Origin of the sequence: Pseudomonas sp. St290 (assembly GCF_018325805.1) — a bacterium.
GTDB classification, from domain to species: Bacteria; Pseudomonadota; Gammaproteobacteria; order Pseudomonadales; family Pseudomonadaceae; genus Aquipseudomonas; species Aquipseudomonas bijieensis.
On record NZ_AP014703.1, the window covers coordinates 902,178 to 923,797 of the forward strand.

At 60.8% G+C, this 21,620-nt stretch carries 13 protein-coding genes; 9 read left to right on the top strand and 4 right to left on the bottom strand.

Going from position 1 to position 21,620, the window contains the following annotated elements; genetic code table 11:
• The first annotated feature begins 132 nt into the window (after nucleotides 1–132).
• The 3 genes from mdaB (at nucleotide 133) to PBDP_RS03835 (ending at nucleotide 2,826) form a co-directional block, all read left to right on the top strand.
• Nucleotides 133–723 (top strand): NADPH:quinone oxidoreductase MdaB, encoded by a 591-nt coding sequence (gene mdaB / locus PBDP_RS03825; protein ID WP_109753409.1) that lies wholly within the window; start codon nucleotides 133–135, stop codon nucleotides 721–723.
• 194 nt (nucleotides 724–917) lie between these two features.
• Nucleotides 918–1,829: a LysR family transcriptional regulator gene (locus PBDP_RS03830; RefSeq protein ID WP_212801832.1), complete on the top strand. Its 912-nt coding sequence runs from the start codon at nucleotides 918–920 to the stop codon at nucleotides 1,827–1,829.
• Nucleotides 1,830–1,932: 103 nt separating this feature from the next.
• On the top strand, nucleotides 1,933–2,826 hold the full coding sequence (locus PBDP_RS03835; RefSeq protein ID WP_212801833.1) for an NAD-dependent epimerase/dehydratase family protein: 894 nt from the start codon (nucleotides 1,933–1,935) through the stop codon (nucleotides 2,824–2,826).
• Nucleotides 2,827–2,965: 139 nt separating this feature from the next.
• Here the strand turns inward: PBDP_RS03835 and PBDP_RS03840 are convergent, their stop codons facing one another.
• Nucleotides 2,966–4,411: a SulP family inorganic anion transporter gene (locus PBDP_RS03840; protein WP_212801834.1), complete on the bottom strand. Its 1,446-nt coding sequence runs from the start codon at nucleotides 4,409–4,411 to the stop codon at nucleotides 2,966–2,968.
• 313 nt (nucleotides 4,412–4,724) lie between these two features.
• Here PBDP_RS03840 and PBDP_RS03845 point away from each other — a divergent pair, with 313 nt between their 5' ends.
• The 6 genes from PBDP_RS03845 (at nucleotide 4,725) to PBDP_RS03870 (ending at nucleotide 9,673) form a co-directional block, all read left to right on the top strand.
• Nucleotides 4,725–6,074 carry a GntT/GntP/DsdX family permease gene (locus PBDP_RS03845; RefSeq protein WP_109753413.1) on the top strand — a complete coding sequence of 450 codons (1,350 nt, stop codon included), beginning with the start codon at nucleotides 4,725–4,727 and terminating at the stop codon, nucleotides 6,072–6,074.
• A 27-nt stretch (nucleotides 6,075–6,101) separates the two neighbouring features.
• On the top strand, nucleotides 6,102–6,962 hold the full coding sequence (locus tag PBDP_RS03850) for a MurR/RpiR family transcriptional regulator (RefSeq protein ID WP_109753414.1): 861 nt from the start codon (nucleotides 6,102–6,104) through the stop codon (nucleotides 6,960–6,962).
• Nucleotide 6,963: 1 nt separating this feature from the next.
• Nucleotides 6,964–8,436 (top strand): N-acyl-D-amino-acid deacylase family protein, encoded by a 1,473-nt coding sequence (locus tag PBDP_RS03855; protein WP_249411835.1) that lies wholly within the window; start codon nucleotides 6,964–6,966, stop codon nucleotides 8,434–8,436.
• Nucleotides 8,437–8,560: 124 nt separating this feature from the next.
• Complete coding sequence (locus PBDP_RS03860) at nucleotides 8,561–8,929, top strand: glyoxalase superfamily protein (protein WP_109753416.1); 369 nt, start codon at nucleotides 8,561–8,563, stop codon at nucleotides 8,927–8,929.
• 79 nt (nucleotides 8,930–9,008) lie between these two features.
• Nucleotides 9,009–9,254 (top strand): FitA-like ribbon-helix-helix domain-containing protein, encoded by a 246-nt coding sequence (locus PBDP_RS03865; protein WP_212801836.1) that lies wholly within the window; start codon nucleotides 9,009–9,011, stop codon nucleotides 9,252–9,254.
• Complete coding sequence (locus tag PBDP_RS03870) at nucleotides 9,251–9,673, top strand: type II toxin-antitoxin system VapC family toxin (protein ID WP_212801837.1); 423 nt, start codon at nucleotides 9,251–9,253, stop codon at nucleotides 9,671–9,673. The genes PBDP_RS03865 and PBDP_RS03870 overlap by 4 nt, the downstream gene beginning before the upstream one ends.
• Nucleotides 9,674–9,792: 119 nt before the next feature.
• Here the strand turns inward: PBDP_RS03870 and PBDP_RS03875 are convergent, their stop codons facing one another.
• The 3 genes from PBDP_RS03875 to PBDP_RS03885 are packed head-to-tail and all read right to left on the bottom strand — an operon-like array spanning nucleotide 9,793 to nucleotide 21,592.
• The gene (locus tag PBDP_RS03875) at nucleotides 9,793–12,606 is read right to left on the bottom strand and encodes an RHS repeat-associated core domain-containing protein (RefSeq protein ID WP_212801838.1); all 2,814 of its coding nucleotides are present in this window, start codon (nucleotides 12,604–12,606) and stop codon (nucleotides 9,793–9,795) included.
• The gene (locus tag PBDP_RS03880) at nucleotides 12,603–17,087 is read right to left on the bottom strand and encodes a SpvB/TcaC N-terminal domain-containing protein (RefSeq protein ID WP_212801839.1); all 4,485 of its coding nucleotides are present in this window, start codon (nucleotides 17,085–17,087) and stop codon (nucleotides 12,603–12,605) included. The genes PBDP_RS03875 and PBDP_RS03880 overlap by 4 nt, the downstream gene beginning before the upstream one ends.
• Nucleotides 17,084–21,592, bottom strand: coding sequence for a Tc toxin subunit A-related protein (locus tag PBDP_RS03885; RefSeq protein WP_212801840.1), 4,509 nt, complete (start codon nucleotides 21,590–21,592; stop codon nucleotides 17,084–17,086). The genes PBDP_RS03880 and PBDP_RS03885 overlap by 4 nt, the downstream gene beginning before the upstream one ends.
• Between the last annotated feature and the right edge of the window lie 28 nt (nucleotides 21,593–21,620).

Here is a 21,620-nt window from a genome sequence, read left to right on the forward strand (position 1 = left end):
GGTCAAATGAGTTTTGCCGCTGCGGTGCTTATTCCGCGCGACGCTCATCGTTACGCTGCCGCCATCGTTTTCAACCTTTCCATTCGGCCGCCATTCAAATGGCCCGCGCCGTGGAACCCGATGAGGCTCCCCATGAAAAAAGTCCTGTTGCTCAATGGCGGCAAACAATTCGCCCACTCCGACGGTCGCTACAACGCCACCCTCCACGACACGGCGGCCAGCGTGCTGGACCGTGGCGGTTTCGATGTCAAAACCACCTTCATCGACGGCGGCTACGACATCAAGGAGGAGGTCGCCAAGTTCCTCTGGGCCGATGTGGTCATTTACCAGATGCCAGGTTGGTGGATGGGCGCGCCCTGGACCGTGAAGAAATACATCGACGAAGTCTTCACCGAAGGCCACGGCAGCCTCTATGCCAGCGACGGTCGGACCCGTTCCGATGCATCGCAGAAATACGGCAGCGGCGGCCTGATTCACGGCAAGCAGTACATGTTGTCGCTGACCTGGAACGCCCCACAGCAAGCCTTCGACGACCCGACCGACTTCTTCGAAGCCAAGGGCGTGGATGCGGTGTATTTCCCGTTCCACAAGGCCAACCAGTTCCTGGGCATGACCGGCCTGCCGACCTTCCTGTGCGTGGACGTGATGAAGCGCCCGAACATCGAAGCCGATGTGGCGCGCTATGAGCAGCATTTGATTGAGGTGTTCGGCCTGAAGGCGTGACCTGTCTTTTGCTACGTATCCCGATACTATCTGTTTGATCCGGGGGCACGGTTTCCTGTGGCGAGGGGATTTATCCCCGCTCGTCTGCGAAGCAGACGCCAGGGCTGCCTACGCACGCTCTTAACTCAGGTCCGCTTCGCGGCCCAGCGGGGATAAATCCCCTCGCCACAAGAACTCAGTCGACAGGGGGATGCGTGAAAGCCAGATCCGACGAATTGCAGATTTTCGTCTGCGTGATCGAATGCGGATCAATCTCCGCTGCCGCCGAGCAGGTCGGGCAGACACCGTCGGCCGTCAGCCGCACGTTGTCGCGGCTGGAGGCCAAGCTCGAGACCACGCTGATCAACCGCACCACGCGGCGCATGGACCTGACCGAAGAGGGCAAGTATTTCTTCGAGCAGGCCAAGGGTATCCTCGATCAGATGGACGAGCTGGAAGAGCGCCTGTCGTCCCGCCAGAAGAACCCCGCAGGACGGTTGCGGATCAACGCGGCCTCGCCGTTCATGCTGCACGCCATCGTCCCGCACATCGAAGAGTTTCGTAAGCTCTACCCGGACATCCAGCTCGAACTCAACAGCAACGACCTGATCATCGACCTGCTGGAGCAAAGCACCGACATCGCCATTCGCATCGGCACCCTCACCGACTCGACCCTCCATGCCCGCGCCCTGGGCTGCAGTCCGTTGCACATCCTCGCCAGTCCGGCCTATTTGAAGCAGCACGGCACACCCACAAGTGTCGCCGAACTGGCGGACCATGCGTTGCTGGGCTTTGCTCAGAACGAAGGGCTCAACCAGTGGCCGCTGCGTCATGTGCACGGCGATCGCTGGGCGATCCAGCCGGCCATCAGTGCCTCCAGCGGCGAGACCGTGCGTCACTTGGTGTTGCAAGGGCAAGGCATTGCCTGCCTGTCGGATTTCATGACTCGCGAGGACATCCAGGCCGGTCGGCTGAAGGTGCTGCTGGCCGACGCCAACAGCGGATATCGCCAACCGATCAATGCGGTGTACTACCGCAATTCCCAACTGGCCCTGCGGATCCAGTGCTTCCTGGACTTCATCCAGGGCAAGCTCGCTGAATACGCCTCACGGGAATTCAAAGGCTGATTCGTGACTTCAAGGCAAGAGTGATTTGGGCAATGTGGGCTGTTTCGTCAAGGAGCGGTCCTCGATACTCGGTTCAATCACTGATGCAGCCAAGAGGTTTTCCATGAACGTATTCGTCACCGGCGCTGCCGGTTTTATCGGCGGTTCCATCGCCACCGGCCTGGTACGCGCCGGGCATCACGTCACCGGTCTGGTGCGCAACCCCGAACAGGCGAGCGAACTGACCGCGCTGGGTATCCAGCCGGTCATCGGCACCCTGGAAGACAGCGCGCTGCTCACCGCCCAGGCGCGTGCCGCCGACGCCGTGATCAATGCCGCCAGCAGCGACCATCGCGGTGCGGTCGAAGCCTTGATCCAAGGGCTCAAAGGCTCGAACAAAGTGTTGTTGCACACCAGCGGTTCGAGCATCGTCGGCGACGCTTCGGGCGGTCGTTCCAGCGAGGACATCTACTACGAAAACAAGCTGCCGCAACCGACCGCCGACAAGGCTGCCCGCGTCGCGATCGACAACCTGGTCCTGGCGGCGGCGAAGCAAGGCGTGAACTCGGCGGTGATCTGCAACACTTTGATCTACGGCCACAGCCTGGGCGTCAAGCGTGACAGTGTGCAGTTGCCGCGGCTGCTCAAGCAGGCGCGTAAAAGTGGGGTGGTGCGGCATGTGGGGACGGGGCAGAACATCTGGTCCAACGTGCACATCGAAGACGTGGTCGAGCTGTACAAATTGGCCCTGACCCGCAACGTACCCGGCACGTTCTATTTCGTTGAAAGCGGCGAAGCCTCGTTCATCGACATGACCACCGCCATGGCCCGCGCCTTGAAGCTTGGCGAACCGCAGGATTGGCCGTTGGCCGATGCCGAAGCCGAGTGGGGCTATGAAATGGCCAACTATGGCCTGGGTTCCAACAGCCGGGTACGAGGCAAGAATGCCCGTGAGTTGCTCGGTTGGGCGCCCAAGCGCACTTCGGTGGTGGAGTGGATTCTTGACGAAATGGTGTGAGGCAGACATCGACTTGTGGGAGCGAGCCTGCTCGCGATGGCATCGGATCAGTCAGTATTGATGTCGATCGACACACCGCTATCGCGAGCAGGCTCGCTCCCACAAGGTCTTATGCGGTCTTACAAAGTTGGTGGCAACCTCAGTCGTGCTGCACGCCCGCCCGCTTGAGCATTTGCTTGCAGCGCTCGGACAGGTGGAACACCCGCAGGTGCTTGTCGGCCTTGGCGTAGCGTTCGCGCAGAGTCTTGAGCGCGGCAATGGCCGAGTAGTCGACGAAGCGCAAGTGACGGCAATCGAGGGTCACCAGGGCCGGGTCGTTGGCTGGGTCGAACAGGTTGAGGAACGGCGTCGTCGAGGCGAAGAACAGCGTGCCGTGCAAGCGATAGAGTTTGCTGCCATCGGCTTCCAGGTGCATGTCGGCGTACAGCTCCCGTGCCTGTTGCCAGGCGAAGTTGAGCGCCGCGATCACGATGCCGCAGAGCACGGCCACGGCCAGGTCGGTGAATACCGTGATGACAGTCACCGCGATGATGACTAGCACGTCGTTCGCCGGCACTTTGTTGAGCACCCGCAACGAAGCCCAGGCAAAGGTCTGCTGTGACACCACGAACATCACACCCACCAGCGCCGCCAGCGGGATACGCTCGATCAGCGGCGACAGGAACAACACGAACAGCAACACCATCACCCCGGCCACCACACCCGACAGCCGCCCGCGCCCGCCCGAACTGAGGTTGATCATCGTCTGGCCGATCATGGCGCAACCGCCCATGCCTCCGAACAGGCCAGAGGCGATGTTGGCCGCGCCCAACGCCACGCATTCACGGTCCGGGTAACCACGGCTTTCGGTGATTTCATCGGTCAGGTTCAGGGTCAGCAGGGTTTCCAGCAAACCGACCATCGCCATGATCACCGCGTAGGGCGCGACGATCTGCAAAGTCTGAAGGTTCCAGGGAATGTCCGGCAGGGCAAAGGCTGGCAAGCCGCCGGCGATGTGGGCCATGTCGCCCAGCGTCCGGGTCGGCAGGCCGAGCAGGTCGACCGCCAGGCCAACACCGAGGATGGCCACCAGGGCTGGTGGCACGCTGCGGGTCAGGCGTGGCAGCAGGTAGACGATGGCCATGGTCAGCGCCACCAGGCCGGCCATCACGTACAGCGGCGGGCCGCTCAGCCAGGCCTCGCCATTCTTGAAGTGTTCCAACTGGGCCAGGGCAATGACGATCGCCAGGCCGTTGACGAAGCCGAGCATCACCGGGTGCGGCACCATGCGCACCAGCTTGCCCAGTCGCAACAGCCCGAACGCCATCATGATCAGCCCACCCAGCAACACGGTCGCCAACAGGTACTGCACGCCGTGCTGCACCACCAGCGCGACGATCACCACGGCCATCGACCCCGCCGCGCCCGACACCATCCCGGGCCGACCGCCAAACAATGCGGTCAGCGTGCAGAGGATGAACGCGCCGTACAGCCCCATCAATGGGTTGAGATGGGCCACCAGGGCGAAGGCGATGCACTCGGGGAGCAAGGCGAAAGAAGTGGTGAGGCCGGCGAGGGCGTCGGCGCGAAGGCGTGCTGGTTTCATGGTTTTCCTGACTGGGCGCCGGTGGAGCGTCGGCTGCCGGGGAGTGGTGCAAAAAAAACAGGGGGCGATGGTACGGAATTGAGTGCGGAGCGGCCAGCGGTCTGTGGCGAGGGGATAAATCCCCTCGCCACAGGAGGTCAATTGCGGGATGAAAGTCCGGGGGTGAATTTTCATAGCCGCTGCTTCGCGATGTCCGTCAGCGACAAATTTTATCTGTGCGCGAAAATTACTTTCAGTGGGTTTGAAGATTCGTCGTCGAAATGATTTATGAGTTTCACAACACATCGACGTGACCCCATTCGAGGAGTAACGCATGGCACCTGCTTTCGGTTACTGGCTACTGGTCTACGCGGCCATCGCGATCATTGCGCTGATCGTTCTGATCGCCCGGTATCGGCTCAATCCGTTCATCGTGATCACCCTGGTCTCCATTGGCCTGGCGCTGTTGGCCGGGATGCCGCCGTCGGGTGTGGTAGGGGCCTACGAGGCGGGTGTCGGCAAGACCCTGGGGCACATCGCGCTGGTGGTGGCCTTGGGCACGATGCTCGGCAAGATGATGGCCGAGTCCGGCGGGGCGGAGCGAATGGCGCAGACGCTGATCGAGCGTTTTGGTGAGCGCAACGCCCATTGGGCAATGGTGTGCATCGCGTTCCTGGTCGGGCTGCCGTTGTTCTTCGAAGTCGGTTTTGTGCTGCTGGTGCCCATCGCGTTCACCATTGCCCGCCGCGTTGGCGTGTCGATCCTCATGGTCGGGCTGCCGATGGTCGCCGGGCTTTCGGTGGTCCATGCGCTGGTACCGCCGCATCCGGCTGCGATGCTGGCGGTGCAGGCGTTCCAGGCCTCGGTGGGGCAGACCTTGCTGTACGCGATCCTGATTGGCATTCCCACCGCGATCATCGCCGGGCCCCTGTACGCCAAATTCATCGTGCCGCGCATCCAGTTACCGGCCGACAATCCGCTGGAACGACAATTTCTCGAGCGCGAGCCGCGTGCCGACTTGCCAGGTTTCGGCGTGACCCTGGGGACGATCCTGCTGCCGGTGATCCTGATGCTGATCGGTGGCTGGGCCAACCTGATCTCCACGCCGGGCAGCGGTTTCAACCAGTTCCTGTTGTTCATCGGCAACTCGGTGATCGCCTTGCTGCTGGCGACCATCCTGAGCTTCTGGACCCTCGGCCTGGCCCAAGGCTTCAGCCGTGAATCGATCCTCAAGTTCACCAACGAATGCCTGGCCCCGACCGCCAGCATCACTTTGCTGGTGGGCGCCGGTGGCGGTTTGAATCGGATCCTGGTGGACGCCGGTGTCACGCAACAGATCGTCGGCCTGGCCCAGGAATTCCAGCTGTCGCCACTGGTCATGGGCTGGCTGTTCGCCGCCCTGATGCGCGTCGCCACAGGCTCGGCCACGGTGGCGATGACCACGGCCTCGGGCATCGTTGCGCCGGTGGCGATCGGCCTGGGTTATCCCCATCCCGAACTGCTGGTACTGGCCACCGGGGCCGGCTCGGTGATCTTTTCCCACGTCAACGACGGCGGCTTCTGGCTGATCAAGGAATACTTCAATATGACCGTTGCCCAAACCTTCAAGACCTGGACGGTATTGGAAACGCTGATCTCCGTGGTCGCGTTCGCCTTGACCCTCGGGCTTTCGCGCTTGCTCTGAGCGCACCGTAACGCCACAGGAGCCGCCATGGACATCCTCTACCAGATCCGCTCCCGCCAGGATTCTTTCAGCGCTGGCGAAGGAAGAATCGCCCGGCTGATGCTCGACGACGTAGGCTTTGCCGCCTCCGCCAGCCTCGATGAACTGGCCCAACGGGCCGAAGTCAGCAGTGCCACGCTGTCGCGTTTTGCCCGCACCGTCGGTTGCCGCGACCTTCGCGACTTGCGCCTGCAACTGGCCCAGGCCAGTGGCGTCGGCAGTCGTTTTCTCGACCCGGCCGGGGCGCCAGAACAGTCGGCGTTCTATGGGCAGATCGTTGGCGATATCGAGTCGACCTTGCGCCAGCATCTGTCGGGGTTCGTAGAGTCACGGTTTGGCGATGCCGTACGGATGATCGGCAAGGCACGGATGGTTCATGCATTCGGCCTCGGTGGTTGGTCGGCCTTGTGCAGTGAGGAGTTGCAGGTGCGGCTGGTGCGTTTCGGCTACCCGATCTCCGCGTGCCGCGACCCGGTGATGATGCGCATCACGGCCACATCCCTGAGTGAACATCACCTGGTCATTGCCTGCTCGCTCACCGGCATCACTCCGGAATTGCTCGGCGCGGTGGAATTGGCTCGCAGCTACGGCGCGGCGATCCTGGCCATCACCCGTGCCGACTCGCCGCTGGCCCGCCTGGCGGATGTGGTGTTGCCCCTGCAAGGCGCTGAAACCTCGTTCATCTATAAACCTACAGCGGCGCGCTACGGCATGCTGCTGGCCATCGATGTGCTCGCCACCGAACTGGCATTGACTCACCCTGAAGACAATCAAGAGCGCCTGCGGCGGGTCAAGCTCGCCCTGGACGATTACCGCGGCGGCGACGATGACTTGCCGCTGGGAGACTGACATGCCCTACGACACCCTTATCCGCAACGCATTGGTCATCGATGGCAGCGACCGCCCCGGCTACAACGCCGACGTGGCGATTCGCGCGGGGCGCATCGAGCGCATTGGTGACCTGGGCGATGCCCCGACGCTTGAAGAAGTCGACGCCGCCGACCGCGTACTGGCGCCAGGTTTTATCGATGTGCACACCCACGACGACACGGTGGTCATTCGCCAGCCGCAAATGCTGCCCAAGCTCAGCCAGGGCGTGACCACGGTCATCGTCGGCAACTGCGGCATCAGTGCCGCGCCGGTCAGCTTGCGGGGCGACCCGCCGGACCCGATGAACCTGCTCGGCACCGCCCAGGCGTTCGCCTACCCGCGCTTCGCGGATTATCGCGGGGCGGTGGAAGCGGCCATGCCGGCGGTCAACGTAGCGGCGCTGGTGGGCCACACGGCGTTGCGCAGTAACCACATGGACGATTTGTTGCGCACTGCCAGCGTCGGAGAAATCGCCGCCATGCGCCAGCAACTGCGCGAAAGCCTGGAAGCCGGCGCACTTGGCCTGTCCACCGGCCTGGCCTATGCCAACGCGTTTTCGGCATCCACCGACGAAGTCATGCAACTGAGCGAAGAGTTGAAGGCCTTCGGTGCGATCTACACCACCCACCTGCGCAGCGAATTCGAGCCGGTGCTCGAAGCCATGGACGAGGCGTTCCGCATTGGCCGTCACGCCCAAAGCCCAGTGATCATTTCCCACCTCAAGTGCGCGGGTGCCGGTAACTGGGGGCGTAGTCCACAGGTGTTGGCAGCGCTGGAAAACGCTGCAAAAAACCATCCGGTCGGTTGCGACTGTTATCCCTACGCGGCCAGCTCCTCGACCCTGGATCTCAAGCAGGTGACCGACGCCCATCGCATCACCATCACCTGGTCGACCCCGCATCCGCACGTGGGTGGTCGCGATCTCGCCGACATTGCCAGCGATTGGGGCGTGTCGTTGCTGGACGCAGCGCGTCGTTTGCAACCGGCCGGCGCGGTGTACTACGGCATGGATGAGGGCGACGTACGACGCATCCTTGCCCACCCGTTGTCCATGGTCGGCTCCGACGGCTTGCCCGAAGACCCGTTTCCCCATCCACGTTTGTGGGGCGCTTTTCCACGGGTACTGGGACATTTCAGTCGCGACATCGGGCTTTTTCCGTTGCACACCGCTGTGCACAAAATGACCGGCCTTTCAGCGGCGCGCTTCGGTCTGAGGGATCGTGGCGAAATTCGTGAAGGGCATTGGGCGGACCTGGTGTTGTTCAATCCACACACCGTTCGCGACGTGGCCGATTTCAACGAACCTCAACGGGCTGCCGAAGGGATTGATGGCGTGTGGGTCAATGGTGTCTTGAGCTATCGCGAAGGGCAGGCAAACGGGCGTCGGGAAGGGCGGTTCCTGGCGCGCGAGGGCGATCTGCGCCAGGGGTTCAGGCCATCCCATGGCATGTAAGCGGCTGAAAATGTGTAAATTGACGTCACAATAATGGCACTGCGACACTAAAGAAGCCGGGTTTAAAGCCGAAGCATTGGAGTCAACCCATCTACACTGGGTCTTTTCAGCCAGGGAGCAACCCATGAGCTTCGGTAAAACCACTCCGATCCTGCGGATCTTCGATGAAGCCAAGGCGTTGGCGTTCTACGTCGACTTCCTGGGCTTTACCGTCGACTGGCAACACCGCTTCGGTAACGACTTCCCGCTGTACCTGCAAGTCTCCCGCGGCGACTGCGTGCTGCACCTGTCCGAGCACCATGGCGATTGCACACCGGGCTCGGCGTTGCGGATCGAGACCGATGAGCTGGAAGCCTTCCAGCAGCAATTGCAGGCCAAGCAATACCGCTATGCCCACCCACAGATCCAGGCCATGCCCTGGGGTAGCCAGGACATGGCGATCAGTGATCCGTTCGGGAATCGGTTGGTGTTTACCAATGCGATTAATGTCTGAACCGTTTGGCACCCCGTCCTCCTGATAACGCAGGATGTGTTAGCCTCAATCAATGATTTCATTGATTGCAGGAGGCATCGTGGCCAGCATCACCATTCGAAACCTTGACGACCAGATCAAAGAACAACTGCGAATAGCCGCTGCCCATAATGGGCATTCGATGGAAGAAGAGGCTCGGTTGATCTTGGGAAAGGCATTGGCCTCTGTTAATCAAACAGGAGGTCTTGGCAGCCGGATCCGCAACAGGTTCAGCGCAAGCGGCGGGGTTGAGCTCGATTTGCCTTCGCGGCAGGAGAAGGCGAAGGCGGCGGATCTTTCCGAATGATCGTGCTTGATACCAATGTCCTGTCAGCGTTCATGCGGTTTGAGCCCGATCCTAGAGTGTTGGCTTGGGTCGACGAGCTGCCGGCGATGGATCTTGCGATCACTGCGGTGACCGTGGCGGAAATTCTCCATGGCATTGCCCGACTCCCATCCGGTAAGCGTAAACAGAAATTTGAAGCCCATGCGATGGCGATGTTCGAAGAGGACTTTGTCGGGCGAATATTTCCGTTTGACGCCCATGCCGCCGTTGAGTACGCGACGCTGGTGGCGAACTGCGAAGCAAGGGGGCGGGCGATGTCGATGGCCGACGCGCAGATTGCTGCTATTTGCCGAGCCCACGGCACTTCGATTGCGACTCGAAATGTTCGGGATTTTGAGTTTTCCGGGGTCGAGATGATTAATCCTTGGCAGTCCGAGTAGCGAGTTTTATCTGATCATTCACGCGTTTCAGGTCATACCCTGAAATCCAGGGGATGATCGTCAATGCTCGGTTCATATACCTGATATGAACCGATCAAGTTCTGCATCAAGACTCCCACTCAAGACGCACTGCCAGAACGCCGGGGTCGATTTATTTCCGATACGTGAAAGTTGTACAACCCATAGTTTCTAGGGTTGCGACCAGTCGGGATGTTGACCTCTTCGGGGATAATGCCGCTGCAGTTGAAGCAGGCGATGAAAGGCTCCGGTTGCGTCACGCTGGTCAACTTTTCGGTGAACAGATGCGTATCCGAAAGTACCCTTTCAACTTGACCCGGGTAGAGCGCAACGACTGAGTTGAGCGCACGCACTTCTCCATGAGCCCCAGGCCCTCCGGTGCGCACCGGAATGATCCCGTTGGATTTCTCGATGTGCGTTGCAATGAGTTTCTGGGTGGGTTGCTGGAGTTCGTGGAGGGTCTCGAGCGTCCTGCTCAGCGTCGGTTCGAGCTTCCGCACCTCAGGATCTACCTCAAATTGGTGGACCGGATCGTTTTTCGTCGCGCTGTACCGTTCGGCCAGGTCCGTCAGGTATTCATCGGTATTGCCGATCTTGTAGCTTCCGAAATCCAGGTAGAACCTGTCGCTTTTGGCGGTACCGTCATAATCCTTGTCCACGCCGCGGTATCCCGCCGGGCCGGATTTGGGCCCGGTAAGGTTGTAGTACTCGTTGAGACCCACATCGTTGTTGCCCTTGCGATCCAGGACGACGCCGTAGGAGTGAACGACCAGGTCCTTGCGTTTCGTTTTGCTGAAGCTTGGGCTGGGGGCGGGTCCGGAACTGACGGCTGCTCGATGATCCCCGGCAGATTGGCGGGCCTTTTTTGCCGGTGGGGGCTGCATCATCGTCTGGGAGCGGGCGTGACCATCAGCTTTCATCCATTGGATGACGTCCTCTTTTCCCAGTCCTTGGTGGTCGACGAACCGCAGCGGATTGTTCCCCACCATGCAATACAGGTTCAACCCATCGATCGCTCCCGCCGGATCGGGGCTGATCCAGCGTTGCAGCCACGGCGCGTAATAGCGCTGCCCGTAGTAATACAGGCCACTGGCATCGCGCTCCTTGCCGGAGTAGCGCAGGGTCCGGTAATCGGCCTCCACGGCCGAACGGGACGCCGCCCAAGCGGTGGCCCCGTAAGGCAGGTAGCTTTCCTGGCTGATCAGGTTGCCCTGATCGTCCAGTTCCAATGAGCTTGAGCCCAGGTGGTCGCCGAAGCTGTAGCGCAGTGGGTTGGCGGCAATGGTGGCCGGTCGGCCTTGAGTCCAATGCAGATAACGCACATTGCAGCGCCCCGCCTGCAGGGTAATGACTTCCAGGCGTTCGTTATCCCGCGTGTGAATTTCAAGGCCAGGCAAATAACGCACGTCCCGGGTGTGGACCCTCGCCGCGCCCTGGGTTGTCTGGATCTTGCGTACGCGTTGGCCGCCGCTGTCGTAGTAATAGCGCTCGATGTCATCGGGCGCGTTTTCGCGCCGTACCAACACCACGTTGTCGAGCAGATTGCGCAGGTTCCAGGTCAGCGCCTGGCCCGGGGAGAGCGCCTGCTGGTTGCCGTTGGCATCGAAGTCCACGGTCACGTCGGACGTAGACTGGCCTTTGTTCCAGGCACGCAGGCGATTGCTCGCGGCGGCCACCTCCAGTGTGCGGGTGTAGTGATTGCCGTCGCGACGATGGCGCAATTCGATCAGGTTGCCGCCGGCGTCGTACTCGTAGTGTTCGGTGAAATTGAACAACTGCCCGGGGTCGATGGGTAGTTTGCCGAGGGCTGGAAGGTCCGCGGGGCTGGTCAATCCAGCGGCCTCGCGCCCCGTCGCGCTGATCAATTGATGCAAACTGTCGTAAGTGAACGTGCTGCTGGCTTCGACCCGTTGGTTACTGCCGAACTGCACCGGTTGGGCCTTGTCCTCGAGGTGCGTCACGTTACCCACCGGGTCGCAGGTGTAGCGCAGATTCTGCAAGGTCTTGGCAGCCAGCGATGTGCGCAGGGCGGTCAGTCTACCGTTGGCCGGATCGTACACGGCGTGGCTGACGACACCGTTGCCGGCCGTCTGGGACTCGATCTGGCCGGACGGGTTGTAGACGAGATCGCTCACGATGGATTTTTCGGTCGAGGTGTTTCTTATCAGCAGGCCCACGGACTTGAGCTGACCCGCGACATCGAAGGAGTAGCGCTGCTGGTGCTGGGCGGCATCGGTCTGCTGGATACACTCGGCGAGTGCGTCGTAGCGCCAGCTTGTCGTGTAGCCGTCGCCCTTTTCCAGCAAGCGATCGCGGTCTTTCTCCTCCGCTGGCCAGTCCAGTCGGTCGGTGACGGTCAGCAGATGCCTGGTCAGGCTGAGGGGTTTGGCGCAAAGCGCATAGTCATGGATCAGCAGGGTACCGGCGCTGTCATCGTGACGGATCAACGCACCGCACCGATTGCGCACCGCGGACTTCGGCGAATTGTCGCCGTATTGCAGGCATTCGACCCTGCGCGGCACGTCGCCTGCCGCTTGTTCATGGACGGCCGTCATGCGCAGTTGCGTGTCGTAGGTGGTCTGCCAATAGCTGCCTCGCTGATCCCAGCAGTGCAATATCTGCCCGGCATCCCCTGGCAGGTACAGGCGCCACCCGGCATCGATACTGTCGAGCAACAGCGTCTTGCCGGACAGGCTGTAGACAGTTTGCAGATTGGCGCCCCCCGTAGCACTGGCAAACAGTCGGGGATCGCGTTGCGCCACCTGTCGTCCCGCCGCGTCATAGTCTTGCTGGGTCACGCGCGCCAGGGACTGTTCCTGGGCGTCGCGCCGGTAGTAAGCGACTTGCCGCACGGCCAGGCCCCGGCTGTCGAAGGCGTTGATCGAGGGCGTCTTGTGATGAAGGCGTGCGCTCATGCTTCACCTCCAACAGTGGCGGCGTGTTCGGACATGACTTCCTGCAGCGTGTCATTCTCGTCTTCGTCCACGGTGTACCAAGGATGGCGGGTGTGTCGCCGCATGTAGGAGACGCCGGCTTGCCTGACCAGGCGCGTGAGGGTGGGGCGTCCGAGGGCGTCGTAGAACTGCCGGTCGTAATGGCCGAATTGACGCAAGGACTCGTCGTTGATGCAGCGATGTTGATCGGCAAAGTAAGGGCGGTAGATGCGCACCGCCAAGCCTTTGCTGTTGTATTCCACCCGTTCACTGACACGCCAGCGCCTTGCGGCGATCTGCTCCTTGGGCGTTCCATCCGTCAGTGTCAGGTCGCCCCTGGCGTCGACGACGTAAGCCATGCCCGGTTCGACGAGTTGCTTGCTTTGCAGGGTTCGCCCGAAGCCATCGAAACAGGTGACGGCGATGCGGATTTGTTTTCGGTCGTCATCGGGGTAGCGGTCGGCGACCAGTGTGGCGATGTGCACCGGTTCACGCAGCGCGGCCTTGAGTTCGTTTTTCAGCTTGAGGTCATCGGCCGAGAGTGCCTGAAGCTCCGCCAGCCGGTTTCGAGCCGACGCGCAGATATGCCCGCCAGGAAGCAGGTCGCCGTTGTTCACGCAACGCGCCAGCCAGTCGGTGTCCGCCAGGGCCGCCGTGGATACGCAACCCATCCAGCTGAAGGGCGCGTAATAGAGCGCCGTGGCGACGTCCTGCAGGGCCTCCCGGCTTTGGCTGATGGCCGCTGTCGGGCTGCTGAACGGTGGTGGTTTGAACTGCGCAAGCGGTTTGAAACCCCGTGGCCCGTGGTGCTCGTTGCCATAAAAGGAGGTGGCCAACACTTGGCCGAAAGCATCGAGCAGGCCTTCCTGCACATTGCCGTTGGGGTCGGTGACGCGCCGGGGCTGGAGCGAACGGTAATCATAGGTCGCCTCGGTGGCACAACCATCAGGCAGTTGGAACCGGGTGAGCACACAGTGACGGTTGTCGCGGCTGATCTCGATCACGCCATGGCTTTCGCTCGGCTGTAGGGTGCGGATTTTGTAGAACCCGTCCCACGGGGCATAGGTCGCGAAGCCGCTTTTGACTGACCAGAGGCGTACGGGGCGGCTGCTCGCCGGAAGAAAATCGGCCATGCGGTGGTAGTGATTGCGTTCGAGCATTCTTCCCTTGGGGCGTGTTTCCTGGGGCAGCAAACGGAAGGCCTTGAGGGCGTTTTCGTCCAGCTCGGCCGTTTCCAGATGGTCGGTCAGGGCCTGGAAGTCCGCGACGCCATCCGCCAGGGTGGCTGGGCTCAAAGCGTCTTTGTAGCGCTGCACGGTCAGGCCGGTCAGCGTGCTCTGGTTCGTCCAGGTTATTTGCTTCACGCGTTCGCTGAAGGTTTCGAAGGTCATGTCCTGCGGCGCCAGCCCACCGGCTTCGGGAGCCTTGGGGCATCGCAACGCTTGGGTACGCTGGCGATAAGGCAGGCCCAACCGCCACGCCTGAGGCGCTTGCAGGTGGATGAATTCGGCCCGGGTTTCGTTCAGGTAGTAAAACTGCTGCGCCGGATCATGCGCATCGCGCCACCATCGTTGTTGGTCGACATCGCTGAACGGTGGGTTATCGTCGGCGGTTTTCCTGCGGGCGTAATGGATGTCCAGGCTGTGGGTGAGCGCGCCGTACTGGTCGTGTTGCAGGTTCAAGGTGTGCTGGCATTGCGGGTCATCGACGGTGCCTTCGTATTGATACGTGATGGATTCCAGCGGCAGCGGTAGCATCCGGGCGTAGGACCGATGGCTGTCGGGCGCTTGCAGCAGGCGTATGCGATAGCGGTGTTCCTGGACCGAGTACAGGGTCCGGGTTTTCCGGCGCCTGTCGACCCCGAATGTTTCGCTTCGCAGCACATGGCCACTCAACGCGCGGGCCATTTCAATGCGGGTGGCTGGGGTTGGCGCGGCCACGGGGATGTCGTGCCCGGCCTCGCCCTGGTATTGGCAAAGCAGCGCTTTGCCCAGCGCTACGGCTTGCGGGTCGTCGTTGTAGCCGATACGGGGCATGTCCACCGTTTTTCCGGTGTGGAACCAGGTCTTCTTCAGGCTGGGCATGGTGAAGCCCTGGGCGTCGGCATCGTCGGGGTTGGTTTCATTGTCGGTTTCCAGCAACAGGCCGAAGCCGCGAAACTCGCGCTCGACGCCGTCGTAGTAGCCTTGGCGATAGGCAAACTTGCGGGTCAGTCGATTGCCGGTGATTTCATCCTCCCGGGTCTGGCTCGAAACCAGATGCAGTGCCATGGGCACATGACAGACCGCAGGCGTGCCGGCCTTGGTATGGGCGGCTTTTTCATCCAGCCATTCCTGCGCCGAGCTGCGGTAGCTGATGGTTTCGCTGGCACCCATGTTGTTGTGTGTGCCGGTGAGCAGATACGGTTTCGACTCGACGAAATCGTAGCGCCAGTGTTGCGGTGTGATGTGCGGCACGCTCAGGATCAGGCTGGAGCAGCCGAGCCCCCGCAGGTCGGCGATGCTCACCTGGCATAAGTTGTCGTAACGCAGTCCGGGAGGCCAGGGCAGTGCGACCGCTGGGCGAAAACCCTGGCCGCAGCGGTTCATGAAGATCAGTGCCTGGTCTGCTTGCAGATAAATCAGGTCGACGGCGCCGGAGCCATCCAGATCCGCCAGGCGAATACGCGAGGCATCGAAGGTTTCGTAGGCAAGTCCGGGAAAGTCCAGCACGATGCCCTTGCCAAAACGCCCGTGGCCCAGGTTTGGCCAGCACGTCACTTCGTTGTGGCGAATGCGCACCAAGTGCTGCTGGCCGCTGCCCAGCACATCGCTGAACGCCACCAGTTCGCCGGGTGAGGCGTTGAATACCGCCAGGGCATCTTCATGCTCGTCGCGGGCGACTTCCAGCGGGGCGGCAAAACCGTGTTCCCGCTGGTTGACGTACAGGCGAACGCTGCGCGGGCCGATCAAGACCAGATCGCCGAGCCCTTCGCCCGTCAGGTCGGCCAACTGCCATTGTGGGCTGAAAAACTCTGTTGGAAACGCGTTGAACGTGGCGAAATCCGCCCAGCTCCGATCGGCGCCGAGGGAGAAAAAACCGCTCAGCCCCGGTTGGGCAACGAGCCAGTCCAAACGACCATCACCGGTCAGGTCGTTCAATGACTGACGCATCGGTTTCCCATGGTCGGCAACCGGGATATGGGGCAGCTCCCGCCACGGGGCATAAGCCACTTTGTCGCTTTTGGCCTTGGCCCGCACGGGTTCGCGGTAAAGCCAACCTGCGTCGCTTTGATAGAGCACGCCCGGCAGGCCTTCGCCGTACAAATCCACCAGTTGATAACGGTGACCATCGTTGAGCCCCGGCAAGTCGTCAAAGCGTTGCCAGGCGCGGGCTTGCAACCGGGGCTTGAACTCGCTGTAGCTGAACTCGACGGGGGGCCGGCCGTCGACGGTTGTCCCATCGCCGAATGCCTGGTCATGGGCGGCGCTCAGTTGGTGCAAACCCAGGGATGTCTGGCGATAAGCGAGTAACAGGCGTCTCACCAGGATGGGGGCTGCCCCCAGTTCTTCGGGAAAACGGTGAAACATCAGGACCTGGCGGCACAGGCGTTCGGTGCGTAATTCAAAACCGTAGGCGAAGCTTGCAAAACCATCGCTACGGGTTGCCCACTGCTGGCCTGCATACGGCGGTTTCTGTTCGTAGGCTGTGGTCCGTTCACCGTAGTCGAACACCAATTCGAAGTGCCATTGCACGGGCGCGAGCCGGTCTGTTTTCCATGAGTACAGGTGTGGATCGGCTTTGAAATTGCCATAGCTCACCCGGCTCAAATAGCGTTGGGCCGTTGCGTCGGCCTTGTATTGGTAGAGGATGTGCTCGCCGTAAGGGTTCAGGCTCTCCTCCAGCAACCACTCGCCGACACGGCGCGTATCCAGGGAATCGGCTCGACGGGACGCAGGGTTCTTTCCGAACAGATGCAGGCTGCCATCGGCACCGTGCACCAGCCAGAAGCCCGGTTTGTCGTCGGGCGAGGACCAGTGTTCGATGCGGTCGAAGCGGCTTTCGATTCTGGGCAAATACCGGGTGACGGTGTAGGTCGTCCCCAGGTGCAGATCATTGTAGTGATCGATGCGGGTTGTGACGATGACGCCTTGCGCGTCGCGCTCGGGCAGCCAGACCACCCCGCTGGGGCCGATGATTTCGTCATCTTCGGTATAGGCCGGCACACCCTTGCCGGTGCGTCGCGCCACGCAGGGCAGCGACAGCTCCCAACCGATGCCGAACACACCGTTGCCGAGCGAGCTGGCATAGCTCAGGGACAAGGGCGGAGCAAAGCCGCGCCCCGGTGAAATCGGCAGTGCAATTTCATAGGAGGCCGTACCGTGGGCGCCGATGGCGGCCCATCCTTTGCCGATACTTTGAATGGCGCCACCGCCCTTGGGCAGTGACGGCGCGGTGACAGGCAGGAGGGGTTGTTCAGTCATTGCGCACCTCCGCCGACCCTGGCCGTGTAGCTCACATGCACGATGACGTCAGTCAGTGAGTCAAGCAGGTCTTTTTGTGCTTCGGGGTTTGGGAAGGTCAACTGCCACGTGGAGATGGCGCCGGTGTGTTCGAAAGGCAGGTAGCGGTCATCATTGAAATTCAGCGTGAACAGGCCGTTGTCGTCGACGCCCGTAGACAGGGCAATCTGCTGGTTGGCGCGCAGGCTCTGCAGGGTTTTGCCCCGGTCACCCGGGGAGAGGAATACCTTGCTGGCGGTCTGGGTCAGCGTGGCTCGAACGTTTTCGTACGGGCCGACGAGGGCCGGCAAGGACACGCTGATGGTCTTGATCCGCCGCAGGTAATGTTGCTGATCCTTGTAGTCGTCTTCGAACAATTGCTGGGTCAGCTCGAATTCGTAGGTGCCTTTTTTCAAGTCGGCATGGATTTGCGGCCATTCCTTGTTGAGGGTACTGGTCGGGGTGTGGCGTTTGAGCTGGCGCAGCGACACTGTCTTGCGTATCTCCAGTTCCCGCTCGTGACGCCGCAGGTACTCGGCGTGCATCTTCAACAGGTTCATCTTCAACAGCTCGCCCGCGCCCAGCCCGCGATAGGTCGTATGCCAGGCGCCGGGCTGGATGAAACGCGTGTCGAAGTCGGCAATTTCATACTGCCAACCGGCTTCGGCCGCCAGGCACAGCGCCAGTGTCGCGTCGTAGGCCTGGCGATAGAGCGCGGCAAATTGGCTGTTCAGCCATTGGTACAGTTGTGCCTTGGTAAAGCGCTTGCTGAGAAAATCGTAGTTGGCCTTGGCTTGGCTCAGGGTTGATTCGGCCAGACGCAGTTGCAGGCGAGTCGCGGTTTCCTGCTCGGCGAATTGCGCCAGTTGCGCGTCGATCTGGGCCAGTTCGAGCCGTGACTGATCGTAGGCGTGATGCCATTCATCCCGGCGGCGATCGAATGTGGCCTGACGGTCGAGTTGGGCCGCTACCGTGCGGCTTATGATCGCGGCGCTATGGAAGGCTGCAGAGGATGCGAGCGCTGGTCCCTCCCAACGGCTGCCGCCATTGCTGAAGCCAAAAACGTTCGGAGCCATCATCAGCCCACCTGCCACGATTTGGCAGGTCATTGCCCCGGCTTCCAAGGTGCCGCTGGTCACGTAGAAGTAATTGGCTTTTGTCTCGACGGCACTGAGATCATCGTCCAGCAGTTTTTGGTAATGGGTGATGCGGTTTTGAACAATGGCCTGGCTGGCCAGCAGCGCCTGGCGGTTTTGACGGTCGACGTTCAGGGCCTGGCGTTGCAGGTCAACGGAGACTTTCGCCAGGTCCCAGGCCTGTTGTTGCTGCAGCTCCTGCAACTGGGCCTGTTCCTTGCGCTCGATCAACGACAGCAGCGTGGCGCCGAACTGGCTGATGCTTTCAACGGCGTTCTGAGCCTGACTGTGCATGACCGTGAAGCGATAGTGGGGGATTTGTACCGACGGCAAATTGGGCGTGGCGCCGGCCGGGGTGTTCGGGGCGCTGATGCCGGGCAAGGCGCGAGGGGCCAGCGGGGCCGCGAATACGGGCAGACGTAGCGGTTTGCCGGTGATGTCGAGGTTATGCCGCAGGTTGTACAGGCGACTTTCGGCAACGTCCCAGCACTTGAGCAACTGCGGATTGAACGGCACGCGCAGATACGGGTTATCGATAGCCGTCAGGGACGTCTGCGAACTGCCTTCACGCACCTGCGATGGGCTGACGGTGGTGAGGGGCAGGCGGTTTTCAAAGCGGCGCAAGTCGTCATTGTTGGTGACGCTCAAGCCGTGAAGGCTGACGGCGGTCCAGTGATCGGTCGGTTGAACGACCGGGCGTGGCCCTAACAAGTCCAGTGTCCGAACGTACCAGAGTTTGGCCTCACTGAGGCTGTCCGGTGTCAGCTCGCGGTAGGCGGCGTCGCCACGGTTGGCCAGGATGTCGAGGTACAGAAAGTACAGCGCCTTGCGAAAGTGCACGGGATGACTGAGGGCAATCTGATGCGGATCATGGGGCGCCTGGGTGGAATACGAAGGTGTGTCACCTTCGAGCAAAGGGACGCTTCTCCAGCATTCGGCCTTCCGGCGGCCCGGGTCGAAGACATAGCGCAGCCAACGCTCAGCTTCCTCGTAGCGATGCTCGGCGTTCAATCGATGGGCGACCAGCCATGGCACGTAGAGGAACAGTTCGGTGAAGTAGCGGCCGTAAGGTCCGTGGAAGTCCATCCTGTTACTTGGGGCACCGGGCAAGGCGGGTTCCGGCAGGTGTTGAGTCGTCCAGTCAAACAGCTCGTCCAGGCTGTTTTCGGTACGCCGGATCAGTTCTGCGGCGAACACGGTGTTCAGCCTGATCGGCTGGCGCTTTTTGCTTGAGCCGTCGCTGTGCTTGATGGCGGAGTTGGCGAAGTCGATGAATTGGATGGTGCCCAGGTTGGGGGTCGATAGGCTGGTTATGCCCGGAGGCAGGGAGGGTACGGGGGCCAGGTTGAGCTTGATGGCTTTGAGGGCGAAGGAAATTGTCTTGTCCGGTTCGCGAGGACTGGCTAACGCCACCCCATAAAATAAAGTATCGCCATGTTCACTGAGCTCTTCGATGTGCAGAGGGTATTCATAGAGAGCCGGTAATTGCTTTGCCAGAGGGGACATTGCGACAGGCTTCAGGTTTTCATAGGTGAGTGAGTCCGGATCCAACATGGCTGGCTGACGGAAGACGACGTATTTTCTATATAACAGTTCTTCTTCGTAGTTCACGTCAGCCGGGATGTTGGAAGTCTGTCGTGGTGTTTGGAAGGTCATAGGAACAGATGCGGGCTGACGGTCCTTCTTACAGGCGGCGATCAAATACCGCACCGCAGCGACGGAAATGAGCTTGCCACTTAAATCGTGATTCCATGGAAGCGTAAGGCTCAGTGATTCTTCATCATCTACGAGTACATTGGTCATATTGCCGAATGACCAGACGTATTCGTCATTGTGGCCCCCGAGGAGTGTCATAGTGAACTTCGAATCATCACCCAGAGGTATGTAGGCGGAGGACGGCAAGTTTTCGCCAGGTGGCACCAGACTCAGTGTGAAAGTGCCTGAGTAGAAACGGATCTTGCTCACGGTGGGGAGGAGCGACGCGTTGTCGACATTGAACACCAGATGATGGCTTGAGTCGGTGGATCTAACGACGACTCCGTTCAGGTGCTCATCGAAGTTGGGAAGGGTATTAATGAGGTGCTTTGGCAGGGTGGCGTCAGAACCTGCTATTGCCAGAAAGGAGTGTTTTCTTTGGATGCGCTGATCGTGAGCACCGATGAGATCATCATCAGCGGGGTTGAGATTCGAAGCGGTGGTTTTTTCTTTCTGCGTTTGCTTGAAAGCTGAGCTATCCGGTTCATGGGCGAGATTTTTATCGACGCAAACCCTTTTGATAAAACTGAAAGCATTCGTCGGCATGGCTTTGGCGTCGGTATTGAGGCCCCTGGCGCACAGGATGAGACAGAGCGAGTCATGGGACCCGACCGCAACGGAGCCTATCAACGGTCTGATCGCCTCCAGGCTCTGACTGGCAAGCGCCTTGTCCTCGCAATACCCTTGCGGACCCACTCGCGGCGTACTCCAGGTGCCATCCGGCTTTTTGAAGCAATAACTCAAGCGCAGCAGTGGATGACTCGCACTCGGCTGCACGGCGTCGTCGCTCGACGGCGCGCTGGAGGCCGACTGATCCTGATGGATGCATTCTGCCCAGACAACGAACAGGCGATTGTTGAACCAGACAGGACGAATCGAGTGTTCGACTGCGCTTTCGGGGATCGGCACATCGGCTTTTTCCCAGTCCGACCAGGCAAACGGATCTGGATGATCCCGTTTGGCGGGCGACGGTGATGTACCGTCCGGCGGGCGTTGCGCCATGTTCAGCGAGCGCCAGAAGTACGTATCCTCGGAGCGGGATTTTGCAATGAAGTAGTAGGTGCTGTTGGCAAAGTCTGCGCCATCGATGTAGCCATTGAGAATATTCAGGTTGGCCACTTCTTCGAATCGGGTCAGGTAAGCCAGGACCGCCGATTGAACAGCCTCGGGTTGAATCCGGTTCTGGTTGAGGGCGTTTTCCAGTTGCTGGAAGTTATCGCTGCTGTTGGCCCTCAGTGCCGGGTCCAGGTAAGTCGCGGGGAAGTAGAGCAACTTTTGGTGAGCGGCCCAGGTGGGGTACTGATGCAGCTCGTTGCGCCACGTCTGCCGGTGTTCGGCGGTGAAGTCCTGCGGCTCGTAACCGGGCTCCAGGTTCATCAGGATACGGTTAATGTATTGCTGCAGGCTGGCGATGGCGCAGGCTACCGGCGTGGTGGGCACATCCTGGCTGACCAGCACATCGAGCAGCCAGTATTCATAAAGGTCTTGGGCACTCTTGAGCCCGGAGGCATTGTCGGGCGCGACTTTGTTCAGGTAGAGCGCCAACAGGGCGTCGCGCAGGCGTTCATCGAGCTGTTTTTTTATGGCATCGGGCATGTATTCAATCCTTGAATTTAAAGTGGGT